23 protein-coding genes are annotated in these 23,270 nt (G+C 43.8%); 19 read left to right on the top strand and 4 right to left on the bottom strand.

The window, feature by feature from the left end:
- The first annotated feature begins 75 nt into the window (after positions 1 to 75).
- From B3014_RS12700 to B3014_RS12655, 10 genes are all read left to right on the top strand, one after another.
- Positions 76 to 870, top strand: a complete 795-nt coding sequence (locus B3014_RS12700; protein WP_286303736.1) for a UDP-2,3-diacylglucosamine diphosphatase — start codon at positions 76 to 78, stop codon at positions 868 to 870.
- Positions 870 to 1,922, top strand: a complete 1,053-nt coding sequence (locus tag B3014_RS12695) for a glycosyltransferase family 4 protein (RefSeq protein WP_289244440.1) — start codon at positions 870 to 872, stop codon at positions 1,920 to 1,922. Before B3014_RS12700 ends, B3014_RS12695 begins: the two co-directional genes overlap by 1 nt.
- A gap of 137 nt (positions 1,923 to 2,059) precedes the next feature.
- Positions 2,060 to 2,782, top strand: a complete 723-nt coding sequence (locus tag B3014_RS12690) for an MlaA family lipoprotein (protein WP_289244441.1) — start codon at positions 2,060 to 2,062, stop codon at positions 2,780 to 2,782.
- 91 nt (positions 2,783 to 2,873) lie between these two features.
- Positions 2,874 to 3,860 (top strand): calcium/sodium antiporter, encoded by a 987-nt coding sequence (locus B3014_RS12685; protein WP_289244442.1) that lies wholly within the window; start codon positions 2,874 to 2,876, stop codon positions 3,858 to 3,860.
- A 2-nt stretch (positions 3,861 to 3,862) separates the two neighbouring features.
- Complete coding sequence (locus B3014_RS12680) at positions 3,863 to 4,837, top strand: KpsF/GutQ family sugar-phosphate isomerase (RefSeq protein ID WP_414673350.1); 975 nt, start codon at positions 3,863 to 3,865, stop codon at positions 4,835 to 4,837.
- Positions 4,838 to 4,846: 9 nt separating this feature from the next.
- On the top strand, positions 4,847 to 5,368 hold the full coding sequence (gene kdsC / locus B3014_RS12675) for a 3-deoxy-manno-octulosonate-8-phosphatase KdsC (RefSeq protein WP_286303732.1): 522 nt from the start codon (positions 4,847 to 4,849) through the stop codon (positions 5,366 to 5,368).
- Positions 5,369 to 5,429: 61 nt separating this feature from the next.
- Positions 5,430 to 5,924: an LPS export ABC transporter periplasmic protein LptC gene (gene lptC, locus B3014_RS12670; RefSeq protein WP_320165600.1), complete on the top strand. Its 495-nt coding sequence runs from the start codon at positions 5,430 to 5,432 to the stop codon at positions 5,922 to 5,924.
- Entirely contained in the window at positions 5,908 to 6,774 is an 867-nt protein-coding gene (gene lptA, locus B3014_RS12665) for a lipopolysaccharide transport periplasmic protein LptA (protein ID WP_289244443.1), read from the top strand. Before lptC ends, lptA begins: the two co-directional genes overlap by 17 nt.
- The gene (lptB, locus tag B3014_RS12660; protein ID WP_286303729.1) at positions 6,774 to 7,499 is read left to right on the top strand and encodes an LPS export ABC transporter ATP-binding protein; all 726 of its coding nucleotides are present in this window, start codon (positions 6,774 to 6,776) and stop codon (positions 7,497 to 7,499) included. Before lptA ends, lptB begins: the two co-directional genes overlap by 1 nt.
- A gap of 63 nt (positions 7,500 to 7,562) precedes the next feature.
- Positions 7,563 to 10,253, top strand: coding sequence for an ABC transporter substrate-binding protein (locus B3014_RS12655; RefSeq protein WP_289286996.1), 2,691 nt, complete (start codon positions 7,563 to 7,565; stop codon positions 10,251 to 10,253).
- 1 nt (position 10,254) lies between these two features.
- On the opposite strand, the gene B3014_RS12650 is transcribed toward B3014_RS12655, so the two are convergent.
- On the bottom strand, positions 10,255 to 11,088 hold the full coding sequence (locus B3014_RS12650; RefSeq protein ID WP_289244540.1) for a peptidoglycan DD-metalloendopeptidase family protein: 834 nt from the start codon (positions 11,086 to 11,088) through the stop codon (positions 10,255 to 10,257).
- Complete coding sequence (xseA, locus tag B3014_RS12645) at positions 11,078 to 12,586, bottom strand: exodeoxyribonuclease VII large subunit (protein WP_289244445.1); 1,509 nt, start codon at positions 12,584 to 12,586, stop codon at positions 11,078 to 11,080. The genes B3014_RS12650 and xseA overlap by 11 nt, the downstream gene beginning before the upstream one ends.
- Positions 12,587 to 12,649: 63 nt before the next feature.
- Here xseA and guaB point away from each other — a divergent pair, with 63 nt between their 5' ends.
- The 9 genes from guaB to B3014_RS12600 all read left to right on the top strand — a co-directional run bounded on the left by guaB (position 12,650) and on the right by B3014_RS12600 (position 20,783).
- Complete coding sequence (gene guaB / locus B3014_RS12640; RefSeq protein WP_289244446.1) at positions 12,650 to 14,113, top strand: IMP dehydrogenase; 1,464 nt, start codon at positions 12,650 to 12,652, stop codon at positions 14,111 to 14,113.
- 60 nt (positions 14,114 to 14,173) lie between these two features.
- Positions 14,174 to 15,751: a glutamine-hydrolyzing GMP synthase gene (guaA, locus tag B3014_RS12635; protein WP_286303723.1), complete on the top strand. Its 1,578-nt coding sequence runs from the start codon at positions 14,174 to 14,176 to the stop codon at positions 15,749 to 15,751.
- Complete coding sequence (locus B3014_RS12630; protein ID WP_289244447.1) at positions 15,742 to 16,017, top strand: acylphosphatase; 276 nt, start codon at positions 15,742 to 15,744, stop codon at positions 16,015 to 16,017. The genes guaA and B3014_RS12630 overlap by 10 nt, the downstream gene beginning before the upstream one ends.
- 104 nt (positions 16,018 to 16,121) lie before the next feature.
- Positions 16,122 to 16,553, top strand: coding sequence for a DUF6524 family protein (locus B3014_RS12625; RefSeq protein ID WP_286303721.1), 432 nt, complete (start codon positions 16,122 to 16,124; stop codon positions 16,551 to 16,553).
- 32 nt (positions 16,554 to 16,585) lie between these two features.
- Positions 16,586 to 17,902: an MFS transporter gene (locus tag B3014_RS12620; RefSeq protein ID WP_289244448.1), complete on the top strand. Its 1,317-nt coding sequence runs from the start codon at positions 16,586 to 16,588 to the stop codon at positions 17,900 to 17,902.
- Between the two features lie 121 nt (positions 17,903 to 18,023).
- The gene (locus B3014_RS12615; protein ID WP_289244449.1) at positions 18,024 to 18,332 is read left to right on the top strand and encodes a DUF3144 domain-containing protein; all 309 of its coding nucleotides are present in this window, start codon (positions 18,024 to 18,026) and stop codon (positions 18,330 to 18,332) included.
- Positions 18,333 to 18,846: 514 nt separating this feature from the next.
- Positions 18,847 to 19,071 (top strand): hypothetical protein, encoded by a 225-nt coding sequence (locus B3014_RS12610; RefSeq protein ID WP_289244450.1) that lies wholly within the window; start codon positions 18,847 to 18,849, stop codon positions 19,069 to 19,071.
- A gap of 257 nt (positions 19,072 to 19,328) precedes the next feature.
- The gene (locus B3014_RS12605) at positions 19,329 to 19,724 is read left to right on the top strand and encodes a phosphate-starvation-inducible protein PsiE (protein ID WP_286303717.1); all 396 of its coding nucleotides are present in this window, start codon (positions 19,329 to 19,331) and stop codon (positions 19,722 to 19,724) included.
- A gap of 171 nt (positions 19,725 to 19,895) precedes the next feature.
- A complete protein-coding gene (locus B3014_RS12600; protein WP_289244451.1) occupies positions 19,896 to 20,783 on the top strand; it encodes an SdiA-regulated domain-containing protein in 888 nt (295 codons plus the stop codon).
- A gap of 46 nt (positions 20,784 to 20,829) precedes the next feature.
- Here B3014_RS12600 and gnd read toward each other — a convergent pair whose 3' ends face one another.
- Positions 20,830 to 22,296, bottom strand: a complete 1,467-nt coding sequence (gnd, locus tag B3014_RS12595) for a decarboxylating NADP(+)-dependent phosphogluconate dehydrogenase (protein WP_289244452.1) — start codon at positions 22,294 to 22,296, stop codon at positions 20,830 to 20,832.
- The gene (locus tag B3014_RS12590) at positions 22,293 to 23,252 is read right to left on the bottom strand and encodes a nucleotidyltransferase domain-containing protein (RefSeq protein WP_289244453.1); all 960 of its coding nucleotides are present in this window, start codon (positions 23,250 to 23,252) and stop codon (positions 22,293 to 22,295) included. Before B3014_RS12590 ends, gnd begins: the two co-directional genes overlap by 4 nt.
- Between the last annotated feature and the right edge of the window lie 18 nt (positions 23,253 to 23,270).

The following is a 23,270-nucleotide window of genomic DNA, read 5'->3' as shown; positions in this document are numbered from 1 at the left end:
CTGCAACAAAATATTCATGATGCTGCAATATAAGTTCGTTAGTGTGCCCTCAAAATACTAAGGAAACGACACATTATGCAAACACAAGTGAGTCACAAAGAGAAGTTAAAAGTTCGCAGCGTCTGGATTTCTGATATCCACCTGGGGTTTCGAGGCTGCAGTGCTGACTTTTTACTCGATTTTTTGCATAAGGTTGAATGCGATTATTTATATCTTGTCGGTGACATTGTTGACGTGTGGGAAATGAAAAAACGCATGTTTTGGCCTCAGGCACATAATAATGTTATCCGAACCCTACTTGGTAAAGCTAAACACGATACCAAGGTTATTTATGTACCAGGCAATCATGATGAGTTACTCCGTGACTTCGACGGAGCCGTTTTTGGCAATATCGAAATTCAGAACGAGATAGTCCATACCACCGCTGAAGGTAAAAAGTTATTAATCTTACATGGGGATCAATTTGATAGTGTCGTCAAAATTTCCCCACTACTTGCCAAAATTGGTGGGCGGCTCTATGACTACTTACTCAGAGCAAACCGACTTGTTAATTATGTTCGTCGTAAGATGGGTTTTTCATACTGGTCTCTGGCGGCATTCTTAAAACACAAAGTAAAAAATGCGGTGCAATACATCAGTAATTTTGAAGAGGCCGTAGCACATGAAGCGGCGAAACAAGGGGTCGATGGTGTCGTCTGTGGTCATATTCACCGCGCTGAAATCACCCGCATCAACAATGTCGATTACTTCAACTGCGGTGACTGGGTAGAAAGCTGCACCGCACTTGTTGAACACCCTAACGGTAAAATGGAAATTTTATACTGGGCCGATATTATCGAGCAGCCTCACGCTATTGCTCAGGCAGCCTAATGAAGATTGTCATCATCACCGATGCCTGGGAACCTCAGGTCAACGGGGTTGTACGTACCCTGAAACAGACTCGTCGATATTTAATCGAGTTGGGGCATGATGTCCATCTGATTACGCCACAACAATTTAAGACTATCCCCTGTCCCACCTATCCGAGTATTCCTCTCTCTTTATTACCTGGCAGGAAAGTCAAAAAGTTACTCGATAGCTATCAAGCCAACGCCATCCATATCGCCACTGAGGGCCCGCTGGGTATGGCAGCAAGACGATGGTGTCTTAGAAACGGTATTCAGTTCACAACGTCTTACCATACCCAGTTCCCTGAATATATCAGACTCAGGCTGCCTATTCCTTTGAGCTGGAGTTATGCCTGGCTTAAACGCTTCCATGGTAAAGCCGTACACACTTTGGTCCCTACAGCCTCACAAAAACAGCGCTTGCTTTCACATGGTTTCCAGAACATTGAGGTTTGGGGGCGTGGTGTAGAGACAGAAATTTTCACTCCTGAAAACCCTCAACAGCTGGGATTAACTGGCCCCGTATTTATGAACATGGGGCGGGTCGCCGTTGAGAAAAATATTGAAGCCTTCCTTCAATTAGATATCAAGGGTAATAAAGTCGTTGTCGGTGATGGGCCCGATCTTGAACATCTTCGCCAAAAGTATCCTGATGTCATTTTTACCGGAGCCAAATTCGGCAAGGAGCTTGCCTCTTATCTCGCCGCAGCGGATGTGTTTGTGTTTCCAAGTAAAACAGATACCTTTGGTCTAGTTTTATTAGAAGCGATGGCCTGCGGCGTTCCTATTGCTGCCTATCCTGTTACCGGCCCTGCTGATATCGTTCAAGAAGGCATTACAGGCTATCTTGATGAAGACCTCACGATAGCAGCAGAAAAAGCACTTAACTTGTCTGGAGACAAGTGTATTGAATACGCAAAAAATCATAGTTGGTTAGCCTGCACCAAAGTCTTCTCGGACTTTATGTTTAACAACCGACATAATAAAAAGTTAAAAGACACAGACATTACCAATCAATCTTTTTGGTGTCTGTGAATAATCACCATGTTGTTTTTTTGCCACTTAGTTCACATTCCCATGTCATAAACGCAACAGATGACTTGCATTGCCATAACTCGGCGTGCGATTATTTCTCGGGTCGATAAGAATAAAATTAAAAGGATCATAATTCGATGTCTACCCTGCGCTCAGTTTTCAAACTCGGTTTTTTGGCGGCAGTATTGCTGTTAACTGGCTGTGCTACCAGCAATAATCCTAAGGATCCGCTTGAAGGATACAACCGTGCAATGTACAAATTTAACGACACGGTCGATAAAGCTATCCTCAAACCCGTTGCAAAGGGCTATGACACAGTGATGCCAGCCCCCCTCAGTCAAGGTGTAAGTAATTTCTTCAGCAACTTGAACGACATCACCGTCATTATCAATGATCTTCTTCAGTTCAAATTTAAACAAGCAGCCAACGATACAGGTCGGTTTGTTCTCAACACTACCGTGGGTGTTGCCGGTATTTTTGATGTTGCCAGTCTGAGTGGGAACCACAAAAATAACGAAGACTTCGGTCAGACACTTGGAGCCTGGGGCGTAGAGCCTGGTGCCTATATTGTTCTACCTTTCTTTGGTCCCAGAACAGTGCGTGACTCATTTGGTTTAGTGGGTGACTATTACACCGACCCCGTTACTTATGTTGAGGGACCCGGTGCTCGTAATGCTTTCCGTGGAGTCAGATTAGTGGATACTCGTGCTAACTTATTACGTGCTGAAAAAGTGTTAAACGAGGCTGCTACAGACGAATACAGTTATGTACGTGATGCTTACCTTCAGCATCGTGAATATCTCGTTCATGACGGCAATCCGCCAAGTAACGATGATGAATTCGATTTGTTTGAAGAATGATCTAACGACAACTCACAAACGAATCCTTATAATGAAAAGCCGGGTATATCCCGGCTTTTTCATATCTCACATTTAATCAACGTGGAAGCTAATGACAACTATTCTGTTTATATCAGCCATTATCGCGGGTTTCGGAATTTTAATCTGGGGAGCAGATCGATTTGTTGATGGCGCAGCGAATATTGCCACCAATTTTGGTGTATCCCCCCTTATCGTTGGTTTAACGATTGTGGGTTTTGGCACCTCGGCTCCTGAAATGCTGGTGTCAGCATTAGCAGCAATCGATGGTGCGCCAGCACTGGGGATTGGTAATGCTATTGGGTCAAATATCACTAATATCGGTCTGGTGCTGGCTATTACCCTGCTCATTGCCCCACTCACCGTCCACTCAGATACGTTAAAACGTGAATTTCCGGTATTACTGTTTGTCATGGTGTTGTCGCTATTGTTATTACTAGACAATGATCTCAGCCGGGGCGATGGCATTATTCTGTTTAGTGGCTTTATGCTGACCTTAGCTGGGATGGCTTGGTTAGCAATCAAAGGTAGCAATAAGCAAGACCCCATGGAAGCGGAATTTGAAGCAGAATACGGCAGCGCCAAAATGACCGCCAAACAGGCAACGTTCTATTTTGTCATTGGCCTTTTCTCTTTACTGATTGGCTCGAAATCACTCGTTTGGGGTGCAACGGGCATTGCTCACCTGCTTGGTGTGAGTGACTTGATTATAGGACTGACGATTGTAGCTATAGGTACCAGCCTCCCTGAACTTGCTGCTTCTGTGATATCTGCATTAAAAAATGAACACGATATTGCGGTCGGTAATATTCTTGGATCGAATATTTTTAATATTCTTGCCGTGTTAGCCATGCCTGGACTGATTGCACCTTCGCACATTGATCCGATGTTACTGTACAGGGATCTTCCATTCATGATTGGTTTGTCTGTAGGCTTATACTTATTTGCTCGCTACAGTGCGAATGGACGCATAGGCCGCGTTGCTGGTTTATTGATGCTATTTGTCTACGTTTCCTACAACGGATTACTTGTTTATCAAAATACGCCTGGACTCAGTTAATTGTGATTGATAAAGCCAAACTCAGCGCGCTCGCCCACGCTGTCATTGACACAGAAATCGAAGCCGTTAAAGCGCTTCACGAGCGTATTAATGATGACTTTATGCAGGGCTGTGAGTTTATGCTGCATTGTCAGGGACGCGTTGTCGTCATTGGTATGGGAAAATCAGGTCATATTGGCAGTAAACTCGCTGCCACATTAGCAAGTACAGGAACACCGGCTTTTTTTGTTCATCCCGGAGAAGCCAGCCATGGTGACCTGGGCATGATCACTGATAAAGATGTAGTGCTCGCCTTATCCAACTCAGGCGAGACCAGTGAGATACTGACTATCTTACCTTTGATAAAACGCCTCGGCATTCCATTTATTGCCATGACGGGCCGACCGGAATCGACATTAGCGACGTGTGCAACTGCACATATCGATGTCAGTGTCGCTAATGAAGCCTGTCCACTTGGTCTCGCCCCCACCTCAAGTACTACAGCAGCATTAGTCATGGGTGACGCGCTGGCCGTCGCCTTACTCGAAACACGCGGTTTTACTGCAGAAGACTTTGCTCGCTCACATCCAGGGGGGCTGTTAGGTCGCCGTCTGTTACTTCGAGTCTCTGACATTATGCATACCGGCGATGCCATTCCGACCATTGATGAAGAGGCCCTGATTAGCCAGGCATTGATAGAAATGTCTAACAAAGGCTTGGGCATGACTGCAGTGGTCGATGATCAGTATCACATTTTAGGCGTATTTACTGATGGTGACTTACGCAGAGTGTTATCACAAGAAATTAACATTCATACTGAAAAACTGTCAGCCTTTATGACACGTGAATGTAAAACGGGGCGTGCTGACATGCTGGCGGCTGAAGCATTAGAATTAATGCAACGCTACAAAATAAATGCCTTACTGATAGAAAATGAACATCAACAGCTATGTGGTGCCATCAACATGCACGATCTGCTTCGTGCCGGAGTGGTCTAAGAGAGAGTCATGCAGGATATTTTAGAAAAAGCAAAGAAAATTAAACTTGTCGTATTTGATGTTGACGGCGTTTTAACTAATGGTCAAATTATCATTGGTGATGATGGTGAAGAGTACAAGGCTTTTCACTCACGCGATGGTCACGGTATGAAGTTATTGCAATTTACCGGAGTTGAAATCGCCATTATCACTGGCCGGACCTCGCGCACGGTCGAACATCGCATGCAGAGTTTAGGTATCAAATATGTCTATCAGGGTCAGCGAGTCAAGCTACCCGTCTTTCAACAATTAATAAAAGAACTCAAATTATCACCAGAAGAATGCGCCTATGTCGGTGATGACTGGGTAGACTTATCCATCATGAGCCGTGTTGGATTAGCCATAGCCGTGCAAGACGCGGATCCTATTGTCAAAAAGCATGCTCACTTCATCACCACGTCAAATGGCGGTCATGGCGCTGCACGTGAAGTGTGTGAGCTAATTATGGAAGGACAGGGAAACCTGCAAGACCAAATTGAACGCCATTTTTAATCTCCCTCGATATCTACGTATATTACTGCCTCTGATAGCTATCTTAAGCATCTGGCTGCTCTTGTCTGATGATAGCAAACCAGTTGAACCTGAAAATAATCAGATTCATCGTAGCAGTGATTACGCAATGACAGACTTCACAATGACAATCATGGATATCAATGGCACACCAGCAAGGGTCATCAAAGGTAAAGAAATGGCCCACTACCCGGCTGATGACAGCACAGAAATCATTGATCCTATTGCAGAATTCCTCAAGCCAGGTAGAGATTCCTGGGTCATCACTTCAGATCACGGCCACACTCAAGGCGATAACACAACTATCCTCCTAACAGGAAATGTTATTATCACTAATGAAAATAACCCGGCATTTAAAATGCTGACTGATGAGCTCACGCTTGATACACAATATAACACTGCATATACCGACCATGCTGTCACGATTAAAACTCCGAACGGAGATACTGACTCAGTTGGCCTACATGCAGATATGAATGATGAAACCATTAACCTGCATTCCAGGGTGAAAGGACAATACGATGCACCTGCTAACTAAATTATTAACGGTATGTTTGATGTTGCCAGCAATCAGTTGGGCCTTGCCGAGTGACCGTGAAAAACCGATTAATATTGAAGCTGACCATGCACAGATGGACGATCAGGAAGGCGTCACCCAATACAAAGGGGATGCGATTCTCACGCAGGGCACATTAAAAATCACAGGTGATATCATCACTTTCCACTACGATGAAAATAAACAGCTCACCAAAGCTGTTTCTGTCGGTAAATTAGCTACATACAAACAAGTTCACAAACCCGGAGAGCCCCCCGTTAAAGCGAAAGCTATTCGCATGGAATATTATGCCGACAAGCAAAAGATCTATCTGATAGGTGAAGGCCATGTCTGGCAAAATGGTGATGAGTTTATTGGTAATCGTATTGAATATGACATAGCCAGAAATGTAGTCACTGCCAATTCTGCACCAGTCAATGTGGGCGGTGAAACGCACGACTCGGGTCGTATTCATATGATTATTCAGCCCATGACGCAGCAGAAAAAAGACAAACCAAGTCAAGCCAAACCTAAGAAAGCTGACGCGCCAAAAGCGGCAGTTAATGAGCCCAAACCCGCCGCTCAAACTGAAACAGCGACACCAACCACACCAAAACCTGCTGCAGAAGCACCATTACCTGCAAAAGAGTATCCAGAAGTCATCACCACAAGTCGTTTAAATGTACGAACTGGACCAGGAACCGGTTATCAGCGTCTAGGCACGCTTGATCAAAATCTTCGTGTGCTTGTGCTTACTCGCCAACAAGGCTGGGCACAAATCCGAGGAATGCTTAACGGCGAGACAGTTATTGGCTGGGTTAACGACTATTATTTACAAGCGATCGACGAGTAATGAGTATTCTTTCAGCGCATCAGCTTGCTAAGCAATATGGTGATAGGCAAGTCGTTAAAGATATTTCACTGGACGTAAACAGTGGAGAAATCGTTGGTCTATTAGGGCCAAATGGTGCAGGCAAAACCACCAGTTTTTACATGATTGTGGGTTTGGTACCGGTTGATCATGGTTATATTTATCTTGACCAGCAGGAACTGACTCATTACCCAATCCATGATCGTGCCAAACTGGGGATTGGATATTTGCCACAAGAAGCCTCAGTATTTCGCAAACTCAGTGTAGAAGATAATCTTTACGGCATCATCGAAACACGGACAGAACTGAACGATCTTTCCAAACAACAATTACTGGAACAACTGCTAAAAGATTTCCACATTGAACACATCCGTCATTCGAAAGGTATGGCATTATCAGGTGGAGAAAGAAGGCGCGTGGAGATTGCACGCGCTCTGGCAATGGATCCTCAGTTTATTCTGTTAGATGAACCTTTTGCAGGTGTTGATCCCATCTCTGTTCTCGACATTCAGGGCATTATTCAAGAGCTGGCCCAACGTGGTATTGGTGTATTGATCACGGATCATAATGTCAGAGAAACCCTGAAGGTATGCCAACGTGCTTATATCTTTAACGAAGGCGAAGTGATTGCGCGTGGAACCCCTGAAGATATTCTGAAAGATAAAAATGTATTAAGCGTCTATCTGGGCCGTGACTTCAGGATGTGACATTACTGGCGGCAGAGTCATCTGTTCAGTTAACATAGACACTGTTCTGATTTGGCTATGTCTATGAATGTAAGATGGTTTTTCATATTTTTTGTATTTTTCTTCAGCAGCACAGCGCATGCCGAAGAAAATTCAAAAAATACCGATCTTAAGCATGTCACCATAAAACTACACTGGCAACATCAGTTTCAGTTTGCGGGCATCTATGCCGCCAAAGAAAAAGGGTTTTATCGCCAGGCAGGATTAGATGTTGAGATTCTGACCGGTTTCAACCATCCCTATGATGAAGTTGAGAATGGAAATGTAGATTTTGGCATATCCGGCACCGGGATAGTCATGGAATATATGAAAGGTCGTCCCTTTGTAGCATTAGGCGCTACCTTTCAAAGCAGTCCATATGTGTGGTTGGTCAAAGCTGACTCCGGCATTTATTCTGCAGCAGATTTTGTAGGTAGGACAATCAACCGGCAATCTGAGGCTGATGATTTAACGGCCATTTTTCTTCAACAGCATGTTGATACGTCAAAGATTAATTTTGTTCCCCCCAGCAAACACTATCTCAATGATTTGATCAGTGGTCGCATTGATGGCGTCACAGCCTATATTTCGAATGAACCCTTCTACATGCAAGAGCAAAATGAGCCTTACAGAGTAATTTCCCCCAGGGACTACGGCATCAATTTTTATAGTGACATTCTCTTTACAACGCAAAGCTATATTCAAAATAATCCAGAGTTGGTGGATGCTTTTCGAAAAGCAACCTATCAAGGATGGACATACACGGCAGAACATACCGACGAAATTATTGATCTCGTATTAGAAAAATATAATACGCAACGCAAAACACCTGCACACGTCAATTATGAAGCGGAACAATTATTAAAACTCAGTCTCTACCCTACCGTAGAATTTGGTCATGTCACCCTCAGCCGTTGGAGACAAATTGCTGAGACTTATAATAAGTTAGGTATCAATGATCAGTCCCGAGATCTGGATGAGTTCATTTATACAGCATCTGATAGTGAGATCGTCCTGTTCAAGTGGTTAGTACTTATATTAAGCGGATTGAGTCTGACTATTATCTTTTTTTACCTGGTAAAACGTCACCATAACCGAATATTGACCAAGGAAATCCAGGAAAAAACAGAGTCGATAAAAAAAGAGTTGGCCAATCGCTCAGCGCTGGAAGCCAAGGCCAAACAAGAAAGCCTCAGACTAAAGACGTTACTAGACACCACGATCGATAGCGTCATCACGATTGATGCCTATGGCGTTATAGTCAGCTTTAATAAAGCTTCAGCACAACTCTATGGTTATGCCCCAGAAGAGATAATAGGCCAAAACATTACTGAATTAATGCCAGCCAGTTATCGTGATATGCATAAACTAGGTATGGCTCGCTTCCTATCAACAGAAGATAGTCACATTATCGGCAAACCTGTTCAACTAGAAGCTTTACATAAAAGTGGGAATCTGTTTCCAATCGAGCTGACCATCAGTCATTTTAAATGGGATGACAAACACTTTTTTACTGGTATTGCACGCGATATTTCTAAACAAAAGGCAGAACAAAAGGCCTTGATTCAAGCCAAGCTCGAAGCGGAACGAGCCAATAAAGCGAAGTCTGAGTTTCTATCTGCCATGAGCCACGAACTTCGCACACCTTTAAATGGCATCCTGGGCTTTTCTCAACTCTTGCTATCAGATAATGATCCCAGTCCTTCAGAACAACAACGACATCAAATCAAACAAATCATTGAGAGTGGCGAGCACTTACTTAACTTAATTAATGATGTGCTGGAATTATCTAAAATTGAATCGGGTAATATCCAGTTATCAACTGAACATATTTCCATCAAAAGTATATTTGATGCGTGCCTGCCAATGCTGGAAACCATGGCAAAAAAATATGATGTCAAGGTTACTGTCCCTGAACAAAATGATACGGTCGTGATTGCTGATCTGACCAAACTAAAACAGGTATTTATTAATCTGGTCAGTAATGCCATCAAATACAACAAAGCCGGTGGTCAAGTTATCGTTACAACACGCCTGCTGCCGCAAAGCGGTTGTCTAAAAATGACCATAACCGATACAGGACATGGTATTTCAGCTGATAAACAAGCCCATGTATTTACTGCTTTTGAGCGACTGGGACAAGAGTATGCCAATATCGAAGGCAGTGGCGTAGGGCTGAGTATTAGTAAACGCCTGATTGAAGCAATGGGCGGTAAAATCGATTTCGCCAGCACTGAGGGTCAAGGCAGCAGCTTCTGGATTGAACTGCCACTATCCACACAACAAACGGCATGGCATTCAGCTCAGCGCCCATCTTCAGAAATGAGTGATAAGTCAACCCCAACCCGTCGAACAGACACGCAGATTGAAACCTCATCACGTCATGTACTTTATATTGAAGATAATCCGGCAAATATTCGTTTAATTGAAGTGTTTTTTTCACGCTATTCGAATGTTAGCTTTCATAGTTGTGCCACCGCAGAAGAGGGGCTGGCATTTATTGAGGAACGACGTCCAGATTTAATACTTATGGATATCAACCTTCCCGGCATGTCAGGAATAGAAGCGACCAAAACGATCAAAGCCTCAGATGAGATGAAGACCATACCGGTGATAGCTTTAACCGCAGCGGCAATGCAGGAAAATAAGGACGCCGCGGCAGGCATATTTACTGCTTATGTAACTAAACCGATTGATTTCGGCCAGTTAACACAATTACTGAAACCTTACCTCTGAGTTATTTTAACTCTGACTCAGGTGGGAAAAATAAGCGTGGCTCTACTCGTTCGTCATTAAGACTCACACCCAAATGTAAGTGTGGCCCAGTCACCCGGCCTGTGGCCCCCACAGTACCAATAATATCCCCCTGATTGACTGTCTGACCATCCTTTACGTCTATACGGTTTAAATGACAAAACATAGTGATCAGACCTTGACCATGATCAATAAAGACCGTATTGCCATTAAAAAAGTAATTGCCTGTCCCTCTGACAATACCTGACGCTGGTGCCTGAATAGGCGTGCCAGTTTTAGCAGCGATATCCATGCCGCTATGCGGCTTTCTTGGCTCACCATTAAAAACACGGCGGCGACCAAATAAACCACTTACGCGTCCTTTCACAGGCCAGATAAAATTCACTGTTTCACTATCAGTGTCAGTCCATGCGGTTAATGCTTGTTGAATACGGCTTGATTCCTGATTAATTCGTTTCATATCCAACGAGTTGGGATTCACTTTCCGCTTATCTTTTACCGTAATGTACTGTGTCGGGTACTGTTTATCTTTAATCGAAAATAACTGCGTACTTTTTTCTTCACCACGTTTTACAACGATACGCAACGTTCCCGCTTTTGCTGATAATGGAACTCCAACAACTGCCTGCCAAAGACCATCTGCTTTCACCACCATGACAGGTTTGTCTTCAAAACGTACATCAGGTTTCGTTTCTTCGATACTACCAACAGGCAAAATGACGACCCCACCGGGAACAGCTGATTGCTCTGGAAGCTTTGCCAAGACATCTGAACAAATTAACAAGAGAAAAGACAATATCCAGCCATTAAATTTCATCAACGTTTTTCACCTCACAACTTAGCTGCCCTTGATGCAACCGTACTAAGACCTTATCACCTGGAGCAACGGCTGATGCCGAGGTGATTACTTCACCTGAATCCGCCCTACTGGTAATGCTGTAGCCCCTATCCAGTGTATTCAAGGGACTTACCGCTGCAAGCGTCCGCACCTGTTGTGCCAGAAATTGTCTTGCTTTATCGAGATGCTGACGCATTAAACGGTGGTGCTGTTTATTCAATGTATGTACCAGGTTTTGTTGTTCATGTAATCGAGACAGTGGCACCTGTCTCTGTAACCTGAACTGTAATGACAAAAATTGCTGATGCATGCTTTTTTGCTGAGTTCTGAACGCAGTTTGCAAACGATGAGACAAGCCCTCTAACATCGCGCGTTGCTTTTCGATCTGTGCTTTCGGATGTTTTAACCTGACCGATAAATAATCAAGTTTTTGCTGGCAATTCAGTATTTGTCGATGCCAGGCTGAATCCAATAGTCTTTTTTGTTGAGTAAGCCATTGTGTTTGTTGTCGTAAAATCAATTCAGGCCGAGGAAGGGCGCGATGTAAATGTTGCAAATGTCGCTTTTCAGAAGTGAGACGCTGACGAATAATGTGTGTCATTTGCTGCTGATAGCGTTGAAAATTGAGCAAATACTGCTGGGCATCCGGCACTGCTAACTCAGCTGCGGCAGATGGTGTCGGAGCTCTGACATCAGCGACAAAATCACAAATCGTGAAATCAATCTCATGCCCGACGGCTGAGATAATGGGAAGTTCGCAGGCAAACAGAGTGCGTGCTAATTGCTCATCATTGAAGCTCCACAAATCCTCCAAAGAGCCTCCACCACGACCAATGATGATGACTTCGCAGTCGCGTCTTTGATCAGCCAGTTTCACTGCAGCAATTAATTGCCCCGCTGAACTTTCACCTTGTACGGCTACGGGATATAAGATCACATCCACGGCAGGAAAACGACGTTTCAACACACTCACAATATCATGCACAGCTGCGCCATCTGGCGATGAGATAATGCCTACAGCTTTAGGTAATATCGGTAGTGTTTTTTTGTGCGCCTGGTCAAATAAACCTTCTTGACCAAGCCGGTGTTTTAAGGCTTCGTATGCTCGCTGTAATGCACCACTTCCCGCCTCTTCCATATGCTCAACAATAAGCTGAAACTCACCACGCCCCTCATACAAACTGACACGAACACGCAATAAAACCTGCATGCCATTTTCAGGCGTGAAACGTAATTGATTATTGCGATTACGAAACATCGCACAGCGAACTTGCGCGGCTTCGTCTTTTAACGTGAAATAAATATGCCCTGAGGCAGGCATGGCCAAGTTAGAAATCTCGCCTTCCACCCAGAGTAATGGAAATGAGCCTTCCAGCAACACACGGGCTTCTCTGACTAAACGAGAAACTGGATACACATCTTTCACCGCGCGATTTGCTACTGCGCTTCTCTGATTAGATGTAGATTGTACTGCCATAACGCTAGATATTCCTGATATAATTGCAGGATCATATTACAGGTAATTTCAGGAACGTGCCCGATGAGAATTGCTCAAGAAGCCCTGACGTTTGATGACGTATTACTCCTACCTGCGTACTCAAACGTTCTCCCTCGTGATGTCGATTTAACCACCAAGTTAACACGTGACATCACCATCAATATCCCACTGCTTTCGTCAGCGATGGATACCGTCACCGAAAGTCGCCTCGCCATTGCGATGGCTCAGGAAGGTGGCTTAGGTATTCTGCATAAAAACATGACTATCGAACAACAAGCCAATGAAGTTCGTAAGGTCAAGAAATTTGAAAGCGGTGTTGTACGTGACCCCATCACTGTTTCACCGAATACCACCATTGGTGAAGTGGTCGAGCTGACCCGTTCACACAACATCTCTGGTGTACCTGTGGTAGATGGGGACGATCTGGTCGGTATCGTCACAAGTCGTGATCTGCGTTTTGAAACACATTACAGCAATCCTGTTTCAGAAATTATGACGAAAAAAGACAAACTGGTTACCGTCAAAGAAGACGCATCACGTGACGAAGTCCTGGCACTTTTACACAGTAACCGCATTGAAAAAGTGCTCGTCATCGACGACAACTTTCATCTTACAGGCATGATTACCGTAAAGGATATTCAAAAACAAACAGATAACCCACTGGCTTCTAAAGACGATCAAGAACGCTTACGTGTGGGTGCTGCAGTGGGTATCGGTGCTGAAAGTAACACCCGTGTTGAAGCCTTAGCTGCTGCTGGCGTGGATGTCATTGTTGTGGATACAGCACATGGTCATTCTCAGGGTGTTTTAGATCAAGTTAAGTGGGTCAAACAAAACTTCCCACAAGTACAAGTCATCGGCGGAAACATCGCCACAGCTGAAGCCGCTCTAGCCTTAGTTGAAGCGGGAGCAGACGCGGTTAAAGTAGGTATTGGTCCTGGCTCAATTTGTACTACACGTATTGTTGCCGGTGTCGGTGTTCCTCAAATCAGCGCCATCAGTAACGTCGCAAAAGCCTTAGAAGGTACGGGTATTCCCGTTATTGCTGACGGTGGTATTCGCTTCTCTGGTGATATTGCTAAAGCTTTAGTTGCTGGTGCACACACCATCATGATTGGCGGCATGTTTGCCGGTACGGAAGAAGCGCCGGGTGAAGTCGAACTTTATCAAGGCCGTTCGTACAAATCATACCGTGGTATGGGTTCAATGGGTGCCATGCAGCAAAAACAAGGTTCAAGTGACCGTTACTTCCAAGAGTCCAGCGAAGCTGACAAACTTGTTCCAGAAGGTATTGAAGGCCGTGTACCGTTCAAAGGCAGCTTGAGCGCCGTGATTCATCAGCTTATTGGTGGTATCCGTGCCAGTATGGGTTACACCGGCTCAGCGACTATTGAAGATATGCGCACCAAACCGCAATTCGTAAAAGTCACTTCTGCCGGGATGAGTGAGAGTCATGTACATGATGTCACCATCATCAAAGAAGCGCCGAACTACCGCGTTAACTAATCCTTTCACAACTGCCCCTCTCTGGGGCAGTTGTTATTTAACAGAGTTGAAGATACCTCAATGAGCAGCAATATCCACGACCACCGCATCCTTATTCTTGATTTTGGCTCTCAGTACACACAGCTTATCGCACGACGTATTCGTGAAGCCGGCGTATATTGCGAACTGCGCAATCCTGAAATAACTGAAGCCGAAATCCGTGAGTTTAATCCCAAAGGTATTATTTTATCGGGTGGACCAGACTCAACGATTGGAGAAGCGGCACCTAGCGCACCACAAGCGGTATTTGAGATGGGTTTACCCGTCTTAGGCATTTGTTATGGCATGCAAACCATGGCTGCCCAACTTGGTGGGGCGGTAGAATCATCCAATCACCGTGAATTCGGTTATGCACAGATTCGTGCTCGAGGTCATTCTGAATTACTTCGCGATATTGAAGATCATACTACCGCTGAAGGCTGGGGTATGCTCGATGTATGGATGAGCCATGGTGATCGCGTCGCTGAATTGCCTGAAGGTTTTAAAATTATCGCCAGCACCGACAGCGCCCCTATTGCTGGCATGGCCGATGAAGAGCGCCACTTTTATGGTGTTCAATTCCATCCCGAAGTCACGCATACCACACAAGGCCAGCGCATGATTGAGCGTTTTCTTGTAGATATCTGTGGCTGCGAGTGTTTGTGGACTTCAGCCAATATCATCGAAGACAGCATCAAAGCTATCCGTGAACAGGTCGGTGATGACGAAGTATTGCTTGGATTATCAGGTGGCGTCGACTCATCTGTTGTGGCTGCTCTTCTGCATAAAGCCATTGGTGACCAGTTAACCTGTGTCTTCGTTGATAATGGTCTGCTTCGTGAAAACGAAGGTGATCAGGTTATGGCGATGTTTGCTAAACACATGGGTATTCGAGTGATTCGTGTCGATGCCGAAGATCGTTTCCTGAATGAGTTAGCGGGTGAAGCCGATCCTGAGAAAAAACGTAAAATCATCGGCCGTGTCTTTGTTGAAGTCTTTGATGAAGAATCCGCCAAATTAAAAAATGTGAAATGGCTGGCTCAAGGCACTATCTATCCAGATGTCATTGAGTCTGCAGCAGCCAAAACCGGTAAAGCTCACGTTATTAAGACTCACCATAATGTCGGTGGCTTGCCAGAGCATATGAAACTGCAACTGGTTGAGCCTCTACGTGAATTATTCAAGGATGAAGTGCGCAAGTTAGGTGTAGAACTCGGTCTGCCATCTGATATGGTTTATCGTCATCCGTTCCCAGGCCCTGGCTTAGGTGTGCGCATTCTTGGCGAAGTGAAAAAAGAATTTGCTGACTTACTACGTAAAGCCGATAACATCTTTATCGAAGAGTTGCGTAAACACGACCTGTACGATAAGACCAGTCAGGCATTTGCTGTATTCCTTCCTGTGAAATCAGTCGGTGTGATGGGTGATGGTCGCCGTTACGACTATGTCGTATCACTACGCGCTGTAGAAACGATTGATTTCATGACAGCCCGCTGGGCCAATCTGCCTTATGATTTTCTGGATCTGGTTTCACGTCGTATCATTAATGAAACAGCCGGTATTTCTCGGGTTGTTTATGATATCTCAGGCAAACCACCCGCCACGATTGAATGGGAATAAAACAAAAACATTGTTTCATCAGTGGTCGGGTTCAAGGCGTCAGTTACCGCTACTCGGCCCAGCAACAAGCTCATCAACTCGGCGTAACGGGCTGGGTCAGAAACCTGACTGATGGTCGAGTTGAACTACTCATTCAAGGTGAAACCGAGCAACTGGAATGCATGCTCAAGTGGGCTAATCAAGGCCCACGATTTGCTGAAGTCACTTCACTTGACATCAGTGAGCAATCACCAGACCAAACATTCACTGATTTTGAGATTCGCTAATTAATGTTTCACTTGTCTACTATCTAGTGGAGAGCATTGCTAAACATAAAACAAACGCTATGATGTATTCCCAGTCTGCATACGATAAATAAGAAGGACACCACATGGCCCAACGCTTCAACTCCCAGAGTTTTTTTGTACGTTTTTTGTTTGCTTTACTTCTGGTCTTTGTCAGTTACAACCCGAGTGGTTATAGCTATTATCACTGGGCTCAGGATGCGTTTTTTGGCCAGGGAACGTTTAAAACACCACCATTTGCGATGACAACGGTGTTATTAATGATCGGCTGGACGATTTATCTGAGAGCGACGTTTCGTTCGCTAGGTGGATTTGGCTTATTACTCGCACTGGCGTTCTTTGCAATTATTATCTGGTGGCTGGTTGATCTTGGCTTACTGGGCATTGATGATTTCTCTATTCTCAGCTACATCGCCCTATTCCTTATCTCAGCGGTGTTAGCCGTCGGTATGTCATGGTCGCACATCCGTCGCCGTATCTCTGGGCAAATTGATACAGACGATGTGGATGAAGATTAGGATATAGCTGAACATTAAGGGTATTTTGCATTGTGCCAAAGCAAGAAAATGATTTCACTGAAAGCGCGGCTGAACTAGCGTGGAATACCCTAACTGCAGAAGATGATGGCAGAGCTTGTAAAGACATACCGGAAGAAGCCTGTGACGAACAACCACGAAACTTTTCAACGCATGTTCTCTCTTTATCACTAACAAAGTCGGCTGATGCCTTTGTAAATCCTAAACTCATCTTAAGCTGGATTCTTACTACACTAGGGACACCTGCTTATTTCATCGGTTTACTCGTGCCCATTCGAGAAGCCGGATCGCTTCTACCACAATTATTTATTGCTGATACCGTACGTTCTCTGGCTCTACGTAAATATGTTTGGGTATTGGGGAGTTTGATTCAAGGTCTGAGTGCGGCAGGCATGGGCATAGCGGTGATGACGCTAGACGGTACGCTGCTCGGTATTGTTATAGTTTCACTATTAGGCGTGCTGGCACTTTCAAGAAGCTTGTGTTCTGTATCCTATAAAGATGTTCTGGGCAAAACAGTCAGTAAGGCCAAGCGAGGCACAGCGACTGGCGCAGCATCCTCTTTATCAGCCGGGTTAGTGATTACCTATGCGCTGCTTATTTCTCTTGAAGTCGTTGATAAATTAACGCTGGTAACCATAGGGCTGTTCTTTGCTGCAGGCTTCTGGATTCTCGCCTGTGCATTATTTTCAACATTAGAAGAACGAAAAGGCGCGACAGAAGGGGGTAAGAATCTTTTTATCGTTGCCAGAAAGAACCTTTCATATTTATACACTGATCGTGAGTTGGGACTATTTATCCTGACTCGTGCATTACTGATAGCGACGGCACTTGCACCACCGTTCATGCTGGCATTGAATGCAAAGCAAATGGATAACTCTATCGGTGGTTTAGGCAGCTTATTGTTTGCCTCATCATTAGCCAGTTTGATCAGCGGTTATGTCTGGGGTCGTCTCGCCGATATTTCCAGCCGGAAAGTCTTGTTCTTTTCAGGCTTTAGTGCGGGTACTGCTCTTGTTTTCACGGTGATTGCGGCCAACTATCATCTACTAGAGACAAACTGGATATTGCCCTTTTTATTATTCGCGCTGATGATCGCTTATGAAGGTGTTCGAATGGGACGCTCAATTCACTTAGTCGATATCGCGGATCAGGATAAACGGGCTATATACACGGCTCTCTCAAATACCATCATTGGACTGTTTTTATTGCTAGGGGGATTATTTAGCTTCATTTCGCATTGGTATGGTGAACAAACCGTTCTATTGATTTTTGCTTTGATGAGTTTTCTAGCCATGTTACCGGCCTATCTGATGAAAGAAGCACAATAAAAAGCTTCTTTCATATCAATATACAGGGATGATTCCTTAGCCAAGTTTTCACTCATTGCTTATGCTTAGTTTTCTAGTCTTGGTGATACCGCCAAACCATAAAAAATAAAAGCGAAACCTTATGAGTGAGAGAGATAATGCCTTTTTTAACCGTGCGGATGCATTTATCGCACTGGCTAATGAACAGATGGAAAAAGGAGTAGCGGCCGGCGAAGTTAGTGCTTCATTTATGTATTCTCTGGCCCGATACACCGCCTGGTTCAGCGCATCAGGCTGGACTAAAAGTCAGGATATGGCTGATGCAAGAGATGAAACTATCGAATTTTTTGTAAAAGAATATCGACAAATGTTAGAAATGAATATGGATGATTATATTCAGAATTTTGACCAATATATTCAAGTATCAACAGAACTAAAACAAAAAGATTAGTTGAGTTAGAACGCCTTTTTCTCAACTTTATGCTTTGATTATTAAAAATAATCAGTCAATCCAATTAAATTGATATAGCATCTAATCATCAATGATTGATTGGATTGACTGATATGTTTATTCGTTTTTCAAAAACACTCAACTGCATCATTTTTACTGGTTTATTTTTTTCCCTGACTGGCTGCGCAACCCGATACTTAATAGAATCCGATCGATATCATCAGTCACCTGAAACAGTCTCACATCAATATATCGATGCCGTGAGCCATTGATCCGCCATCAAGTTCCTTTTCACAAGCCTTTGATGAGCACCAATGATAGTATGCGCATATGTTTATTGTGGAGAAACCTATGTTTATTCATGTTTTAAAGTTGCTAAGTCTGTGCGCATTCTTATTGCTGAGTGCCTGTCATCACTACCACCCACATAAAACAATGCCACCAGGCCATGATCCCAATGAGCCGGGCAATAGTGAAAATGCGCCAGGCCATAACAAATAAACAGGAATAAATAATGCTGCTTAAATTACTCGGTATTTTATTTATTGCTGCAGGTACAGCGGGCTTAGTGATCGATGACATTCCATTTACCAAGAAAACCCATGAAGCGGATCTCGGTATCATTGAGCTGCAAGTTGATGAAAAAGAAATTTACCATGTACCTGAATGGCTCGGTGCCATCAGTATTGGTTTGGGCACACTGTTACTCTTAGTTCCAACTGGCCGTCGTCGCCGTTAAACGGCTATCATCACGCATCATAACGACTTTATGATGCGTGAATCTTACCTTCTTTCTATCTCAAAATGTCTTGAGAACTTGTCTCGTAGTCCTGCTTATTGCCATTTTTTGGACACAAAAACAAAACATTTTTTTTTCATGGCTGTTAGTATGACCATCCACACAAATTTGGATCTCTGCTTCTTAAACAACTTACAAAAGCATGTTTAAAAAACAGTCATTCTTGTGTGGTGTGTTTTTTTAATGGAGAAAAAACGATGCAACACCGAATAAAGAATTCTGTAAGTCGATCACTGCTGTTTGCACAAGATGTTGGTTTGATTCTTGTTGCGATTGCCACCATGGTAGCCATTGGTATCGAAGTCAACATCATGATTACCAACAGCTATGTATCACTCACTGATCTGCTACTTATGTTCATATACCTAGAGGTTCTGACGATGGTAGCGGTTTATTACGAGTCGGGTGAACTTCCTATCAAGATACCGTTGTATATAGCGATTGTTGCTTTAGCCCGTTATCTGATTCTTGATATGAAAAATATTGATACATGGCGGATTCTGGGAATCGCTTCTTCTATTTTATTAATAGGAGCATCGATCATCATCATTCATTACTGTAAACAATTAATACAGGATAAAGTTGAAAGCTGATCATAAATAACGCGATGAACAGCTTGTTTGGCGGAACTGGCAACAGTTCCGCTTTTTTTTGACTACCCTGCTCTACCCATTCATGTTTTACATATAAGCCTACCCATTTTCAGCTTTGATTAAGATTGCATGACTAAGCTCAACTTATTGTCATCAATAAATGAGGTAAACATGCAACAGCTGAAACGCATTTCCGGTCACTGGTTAACGTTAACATTAGCCTGTTTCAGTCTCATATTATTGCTGAGTTACACAAACACCGAAGCTCAAATCAAAGAGACTAATCCTTGGGATCTCAACGCCCATTATTCAGTTGGTAAACCGATCACTATTGCTGGTATCGAAGATAATCTGTCTGGTTTAAGCTACCAACCAGAAACAGATCATTTATTTGCTGTTCTCAATAACCCTGAACAACTCATCGAACTCACAAAACAAGGCGATATTGTCCGTCGAATTGATCTGGATGGTTTTATCGATACAGAGAGTGTCGCCTACCTTGGTCAGAACCAATTTGTAGTCACCGAGGAGAGAAGACAAAAGCTGGTTTTCTTCACTATTGATGAAAAAACAGAAAGAGTAAATTACTCAGACAGTAAACACTTACATATGAATTGGGCAAGATTAGATAACCATGCTATGGAGGGATTAGCCTGGTCCCCCCATTATGGATTTTTTATCTTACAGGAAGAGCCCCCTATGATTCTGAATCATATGACTGATGAAACAGACAGAGATATTACCCAAGTGGATGTAGAGAAGTTAAATCAAACTTTACCTGAGCTGGTAAAGGACTTCGCTGGTATCAGTTTATTTTATATAGAACAATCACCTTACCTATTAGTACTCAGTGAAGCTTCGCATGAGTTGAATCTAATTAACTTAAGTGGCAATACACTCTCAAAGCAGAGTCTAAAAAAAGGGATCTTTAATCTATGGCCCATTATGAAACAACCTGAAGGAGTGACCGTTGATAATGATGGCAATATATTTATTGTGGGTGAGCCTAATCAATTATTGACCTTAACAAGACATAGCAAACTCAATCAGGGCCTATAAAAAAAGCGGTCATTTGACCGCTTTTTTTATTTATGGCTGTCGTTGCTTATACATCATAGTTAGATGCTGAAACATCGCCACCATGTCCTGTCCAGTTAGTATGGAAAAATTCGCCACGTGGCTTATCCACTCGTTCATATGTATGAGCACCAAAATAATCTCGCTGTGCCTGTAGTAAATTGGCAGGTAAGCGTTCACTACGATACCCATCATAAAATGACAGGGCGCTGCTAAATGTAGGGACAGGAACACCTATGCTGACCGCTGTAGCCACAGCTTTACGCCATCCAGGCAGGGCATGGGTGATAGCGTCAATAAAGAAATCATCCAGTAATAAATTCTGTAGATCAGGGTTAATATCAAACGCATCACGAATTTTGCCAAGAAACTGGCTACGAATAATGCAACCACCTCGCCACATTAGCGCTATGCCACCATAATTGAGCTGCCAACCATACGTTTTAGCCGCTTCACGCATCAGCATATACCCTTGAGCATAAGAGATTATTTTTGATGCATATAAAGCATCACGGATAGCGTTAACCATCTCCGCCTTGTCACCGTCGAAACGTGCTGTGATGGCAGGTAAAACTTTTGACGCCGTCACACGCTCGTCTTTTAGAGAGGACAAACAACGCGCAAACACAGCTTCACCGATTAATGTCAGAGGAATCCCCAGATCCAGCGCATTCATCCCTGTCCATTTTCCCGTGCCTTTTTGTCCGGCCGTGTCGAGAATATGATCGAGAAGTAACTCATCATTCTCATCACGCTTAGCCAAAATATCACGTGTAATCTCGATCAAATAAGAGTCCAGAACGCCCTCATCCCATTCGGCAAAGACGCGATGAATTTCCTCTCCACTCATACCGAGACCTTCACGCATCATCTGGTAAGCTTCACAGATGAGTTGCATATCGCCGTACTCAATTCCGTTATGTACCATTTTCACATAGTGACCAGCCCCATCATTTCCTACCCAATCACAGCAGGGTTCACCATCCACCTGTGCTGATATTTTCTGGAAAATAGGCTTAACGGCGGGCCATGCCGCATTATTTCCTCCCGGCATCAAAGAAGGTCCATGCCTTGCTCCTTCCTCTCCTCCTGATACACCACTGCCTATAAATAGAATCCCTTTCTGACGTAGCTCCTGCGTTCTTCTATCACTGTCATTAAATAGCGAGTTACCACCATCAATGATGATGTCTCCCTTTTCAAGGTAAGGCACCAATTGCTCAATAAAAGCATCAATAACGGGGCCAGCTTTCACCATAAGCATCACCCGACGCGGTGGCTTCAAGCTACTGACAAAGCTTTTCAAATCATGACAGCCAAGAACATTAGTACCTTTGGCTGGCCCGTTGAGAAACTCGTCCACTTTGCTGGTGGTACGATTGAATACGGCGACTTTGAATCCTTTATCATTCATGTTCAGGACAAGGTTCTGACCCATTACGGCCAGTCCAACGACACCGATATCTGCTATTGCGGGATTATCTACTTCACTCATAATTCTTTGCACACCTTTATATATTCACCAACTGCTTCACGGGTTGAACCGACAACTAAACGTCGTTGTCCTGATGCCGAATCACACTCTACAGCTCCTGCAACCTCAATCGTTTCACCTTTTTGTGCTTGACCAACATACGTGTGAGTAAACGAAATAACCTCTGGTGTCATTTCATTATCTATAAGGTAACGAGCTGGAAAATCAAATGCTTGCTTATCATCAATCACCACCGCTTTGAGGGTAGAAATACCCTGTTTCATGTAGTGATGGTGATCGACCACAACTTCTTCAGGCAAACTGACCATACCAATATCAAACTTGGTTCCATCAATGGCTGCCTTGTTATATTTACGTGCCTCATGCCAAGCAAACTCATCGAAATTAAGCGATCCCCCCCGGCGCTGAAAATTATCTTTCATCAATGAAATATCTAGTGAGGACAATTGCTGCTCTGCAATGGCTTGCTTTACTGCGAGACGAGTTTTATAAAAAGCATCACGCCCATAAACGACCAAATCAATATCTGAGCCTTTCTTTTGCTGGCCAATCAACATTGATCCAGTCAGTCCTATGGCGCTAGTATCAACTCCATACCCCGACAATATCTCGATCAGGCGGTGACATTTTTCTTCTATTTCATCGTGAGCTGGACGTTCAAGAAGCGTTTTTAAACAGCGTTCTGGTTGATGATGAACCGTGACATCAGCGGGTTTGACGGCATGAAACTCTGCATCAAACTGCTTGGATTTGAATAAGTACTGTGGGTAATGACGATCCAAAAGACGGTTAGCTTGTTCAGTATCAATCTTTTGCCATTGACCTCCATTCTGAACATACCGCAGAAAGCAGCCAATCTTTTGTTGATGAGGGTGATAGCTGACCACAGCAAAAATAAGACCTTCAGCAGTCTCAATAAAGTCTTTTGGCAAATAGGGAAAATCTGCCTGTCTCATCGTATGTTGGGCTCCTTT

This window comes from Methylophaga sp. UBA678 (genome assembly GCF_002299105.1).
In the GTDB taxonomy this organism is placed as follows: Bacteria; Pseudomonadota; Gammaproteobacteria; order Nitrosococcales; family Methylophagaceae; genus Methylophaga; species Methylophaga marina.
This window is presented reverse-complemented; position numbering and strand designations above follow the sequence as displayed.

What these genes read in the sequence shown, in the direction of transcription:
- guaB (WP_289244446.1), top strand. Translation starts at nt 12,650, where the DNA reads ATGAGAATTGCTCAAGAAGCCCTGACGTTTGATGACGTATTACTCCTA.
- B3014_RS12605 (WP_286303717.1), top strand. Translation starts at nt 19,329, where the DNA reads ATGCAACACCGAATAAAGAATTCTGTAAGTCGATCACTGCTGTTTGCA.
- B3014_RS12690 (WP_289244441.1), top strand. Translation starts at nt 2,060, where the DNA reads ATGTCTACCCTGCGCTCAGTTTTCAAACTCGGTTTTTTGGCGGCAGTA.
- B3014_RS12695 (WP_289244440.1), top strand. Translation starts at nt 870, where the DNA reads ATGAAGATTGTCATCATCACCGATGCCTGGGAACCTCAGGTCAACGGG.
- lptB (WP_286303729.1), top strand. Translation starts at nt 6,774, where the DNA reads ATGAGTATTCTTTCAGCGCATCAGCTTGCTAAGCAATATGGTGATAGG.
- B3014_RS12650 (WP_289244540.1), bottom strand. Translation starts at nt 11,088, where the DNA reads ATGAAATTTAATGGCTGGATATTGTCTTTTCTCTTGTTAATTTGTTCA.
- B3014_RS12615 (WP_289244449.1), top strand. Translation starts at nt 18,024, where the DNA reads ATGAGTGAGAGAGATAATGCCTTTTTTAACCGTGCGGATGCATTTATC.
- B3014_RS12700 (WP_286303736.1), top strand. Translation starts at nt 76, where the DNA reads ATGCAAACACAAGTGAGTCACAAAGAGAAGTTAAAAGTTCGCAGCGTC.
- lptA (WP_289244443.1), top strand. Translation starts at nt 5,908, where the DNA reads ATGCACCTGCTAACTAAATTATTAACGGTATGTTTGATGTTGCCAGCA.
- kdsC (WP_286303732.1), top strand. Translation starts at nt 4,847, where the DNA reads ATGCAGGATATTTTAGAAAAAGCAAAGAAAATTAAACTTGTCGTATTT.
- B3014_RS12685 (WP_289244442.1), top strand. Translation starts at nt 2,874, where the DNA reads ATGACAACTATTCTGTTTATATCAGCCATTATCGCGGGTTTCGGAATT.
- B3014_RS12610 (WP_289244450.1), top strand. Translation starts at nt 18,847, where the DNA reads ATGCTGCTTAAATTACTCGGTATTTTATTTATTGCTGCAGGTACAGCG.
- B3014_RS12630 (WP_289244447.1), top strand. Translation starts at nt 15,742, where the DNA reads ATGGGAATAAAACAAAAACATTGTTTCATCAGTGGTCGGGTTCAAGGC.
- xseA (WP_289244445.1), bottom strand. Translation starts at nt 12,586, where the DNA reads ATGGCAGTACAATCTACATCTAATCAGAGAAGCGCAGTAGCAAATCGC.
- B3014_RS12590 (WP_289244453.1), bottom strand. Translation starts at nt 23,252, where the DNA reads ATGAGACAGGCAGATTTTCCCTATTTGCCAAAAGACTTTATTGAGACT.
- B3014_RS12655 (WP_289286996.1), top strand. Translation starts at nt 7,563, where the DNA reads ATGAATGTAAGATGGTTTTTCATATTTTTTGTATTTTTCTTCAGCAGC.
- B3014_RS12625 (WP_286303721.1), top strand. Translation starts at nt 16,122, where the DNA reads ATGGCCCAACGCTTCAACTCCCAGAGTTTTTTTGTACGTTTTTTGTTT.
- gnd (WP_289244452.1), bottom strand. Translation starts at nt 22,296, where the DNA reads ATGAGTGAAGTAGATAATCCCGCAATAGCAGATATCGGTGTCGTTGGA.
- guaA (WP_286303723.1), top strand. Translation starts at nt 14,174, where the DNA reads ATGAGCAGCAATATCCACGACCACCGCATCCTTATTCTTGATTTTGGC.
- B3014_RS12600 (WP_289244451.1), top strand. Translation starts at nt 19,896, where the DNA reads ATGCAACAGCTGAAACGCATTTCCGGTCACTGGTTAACGTTAACATTA.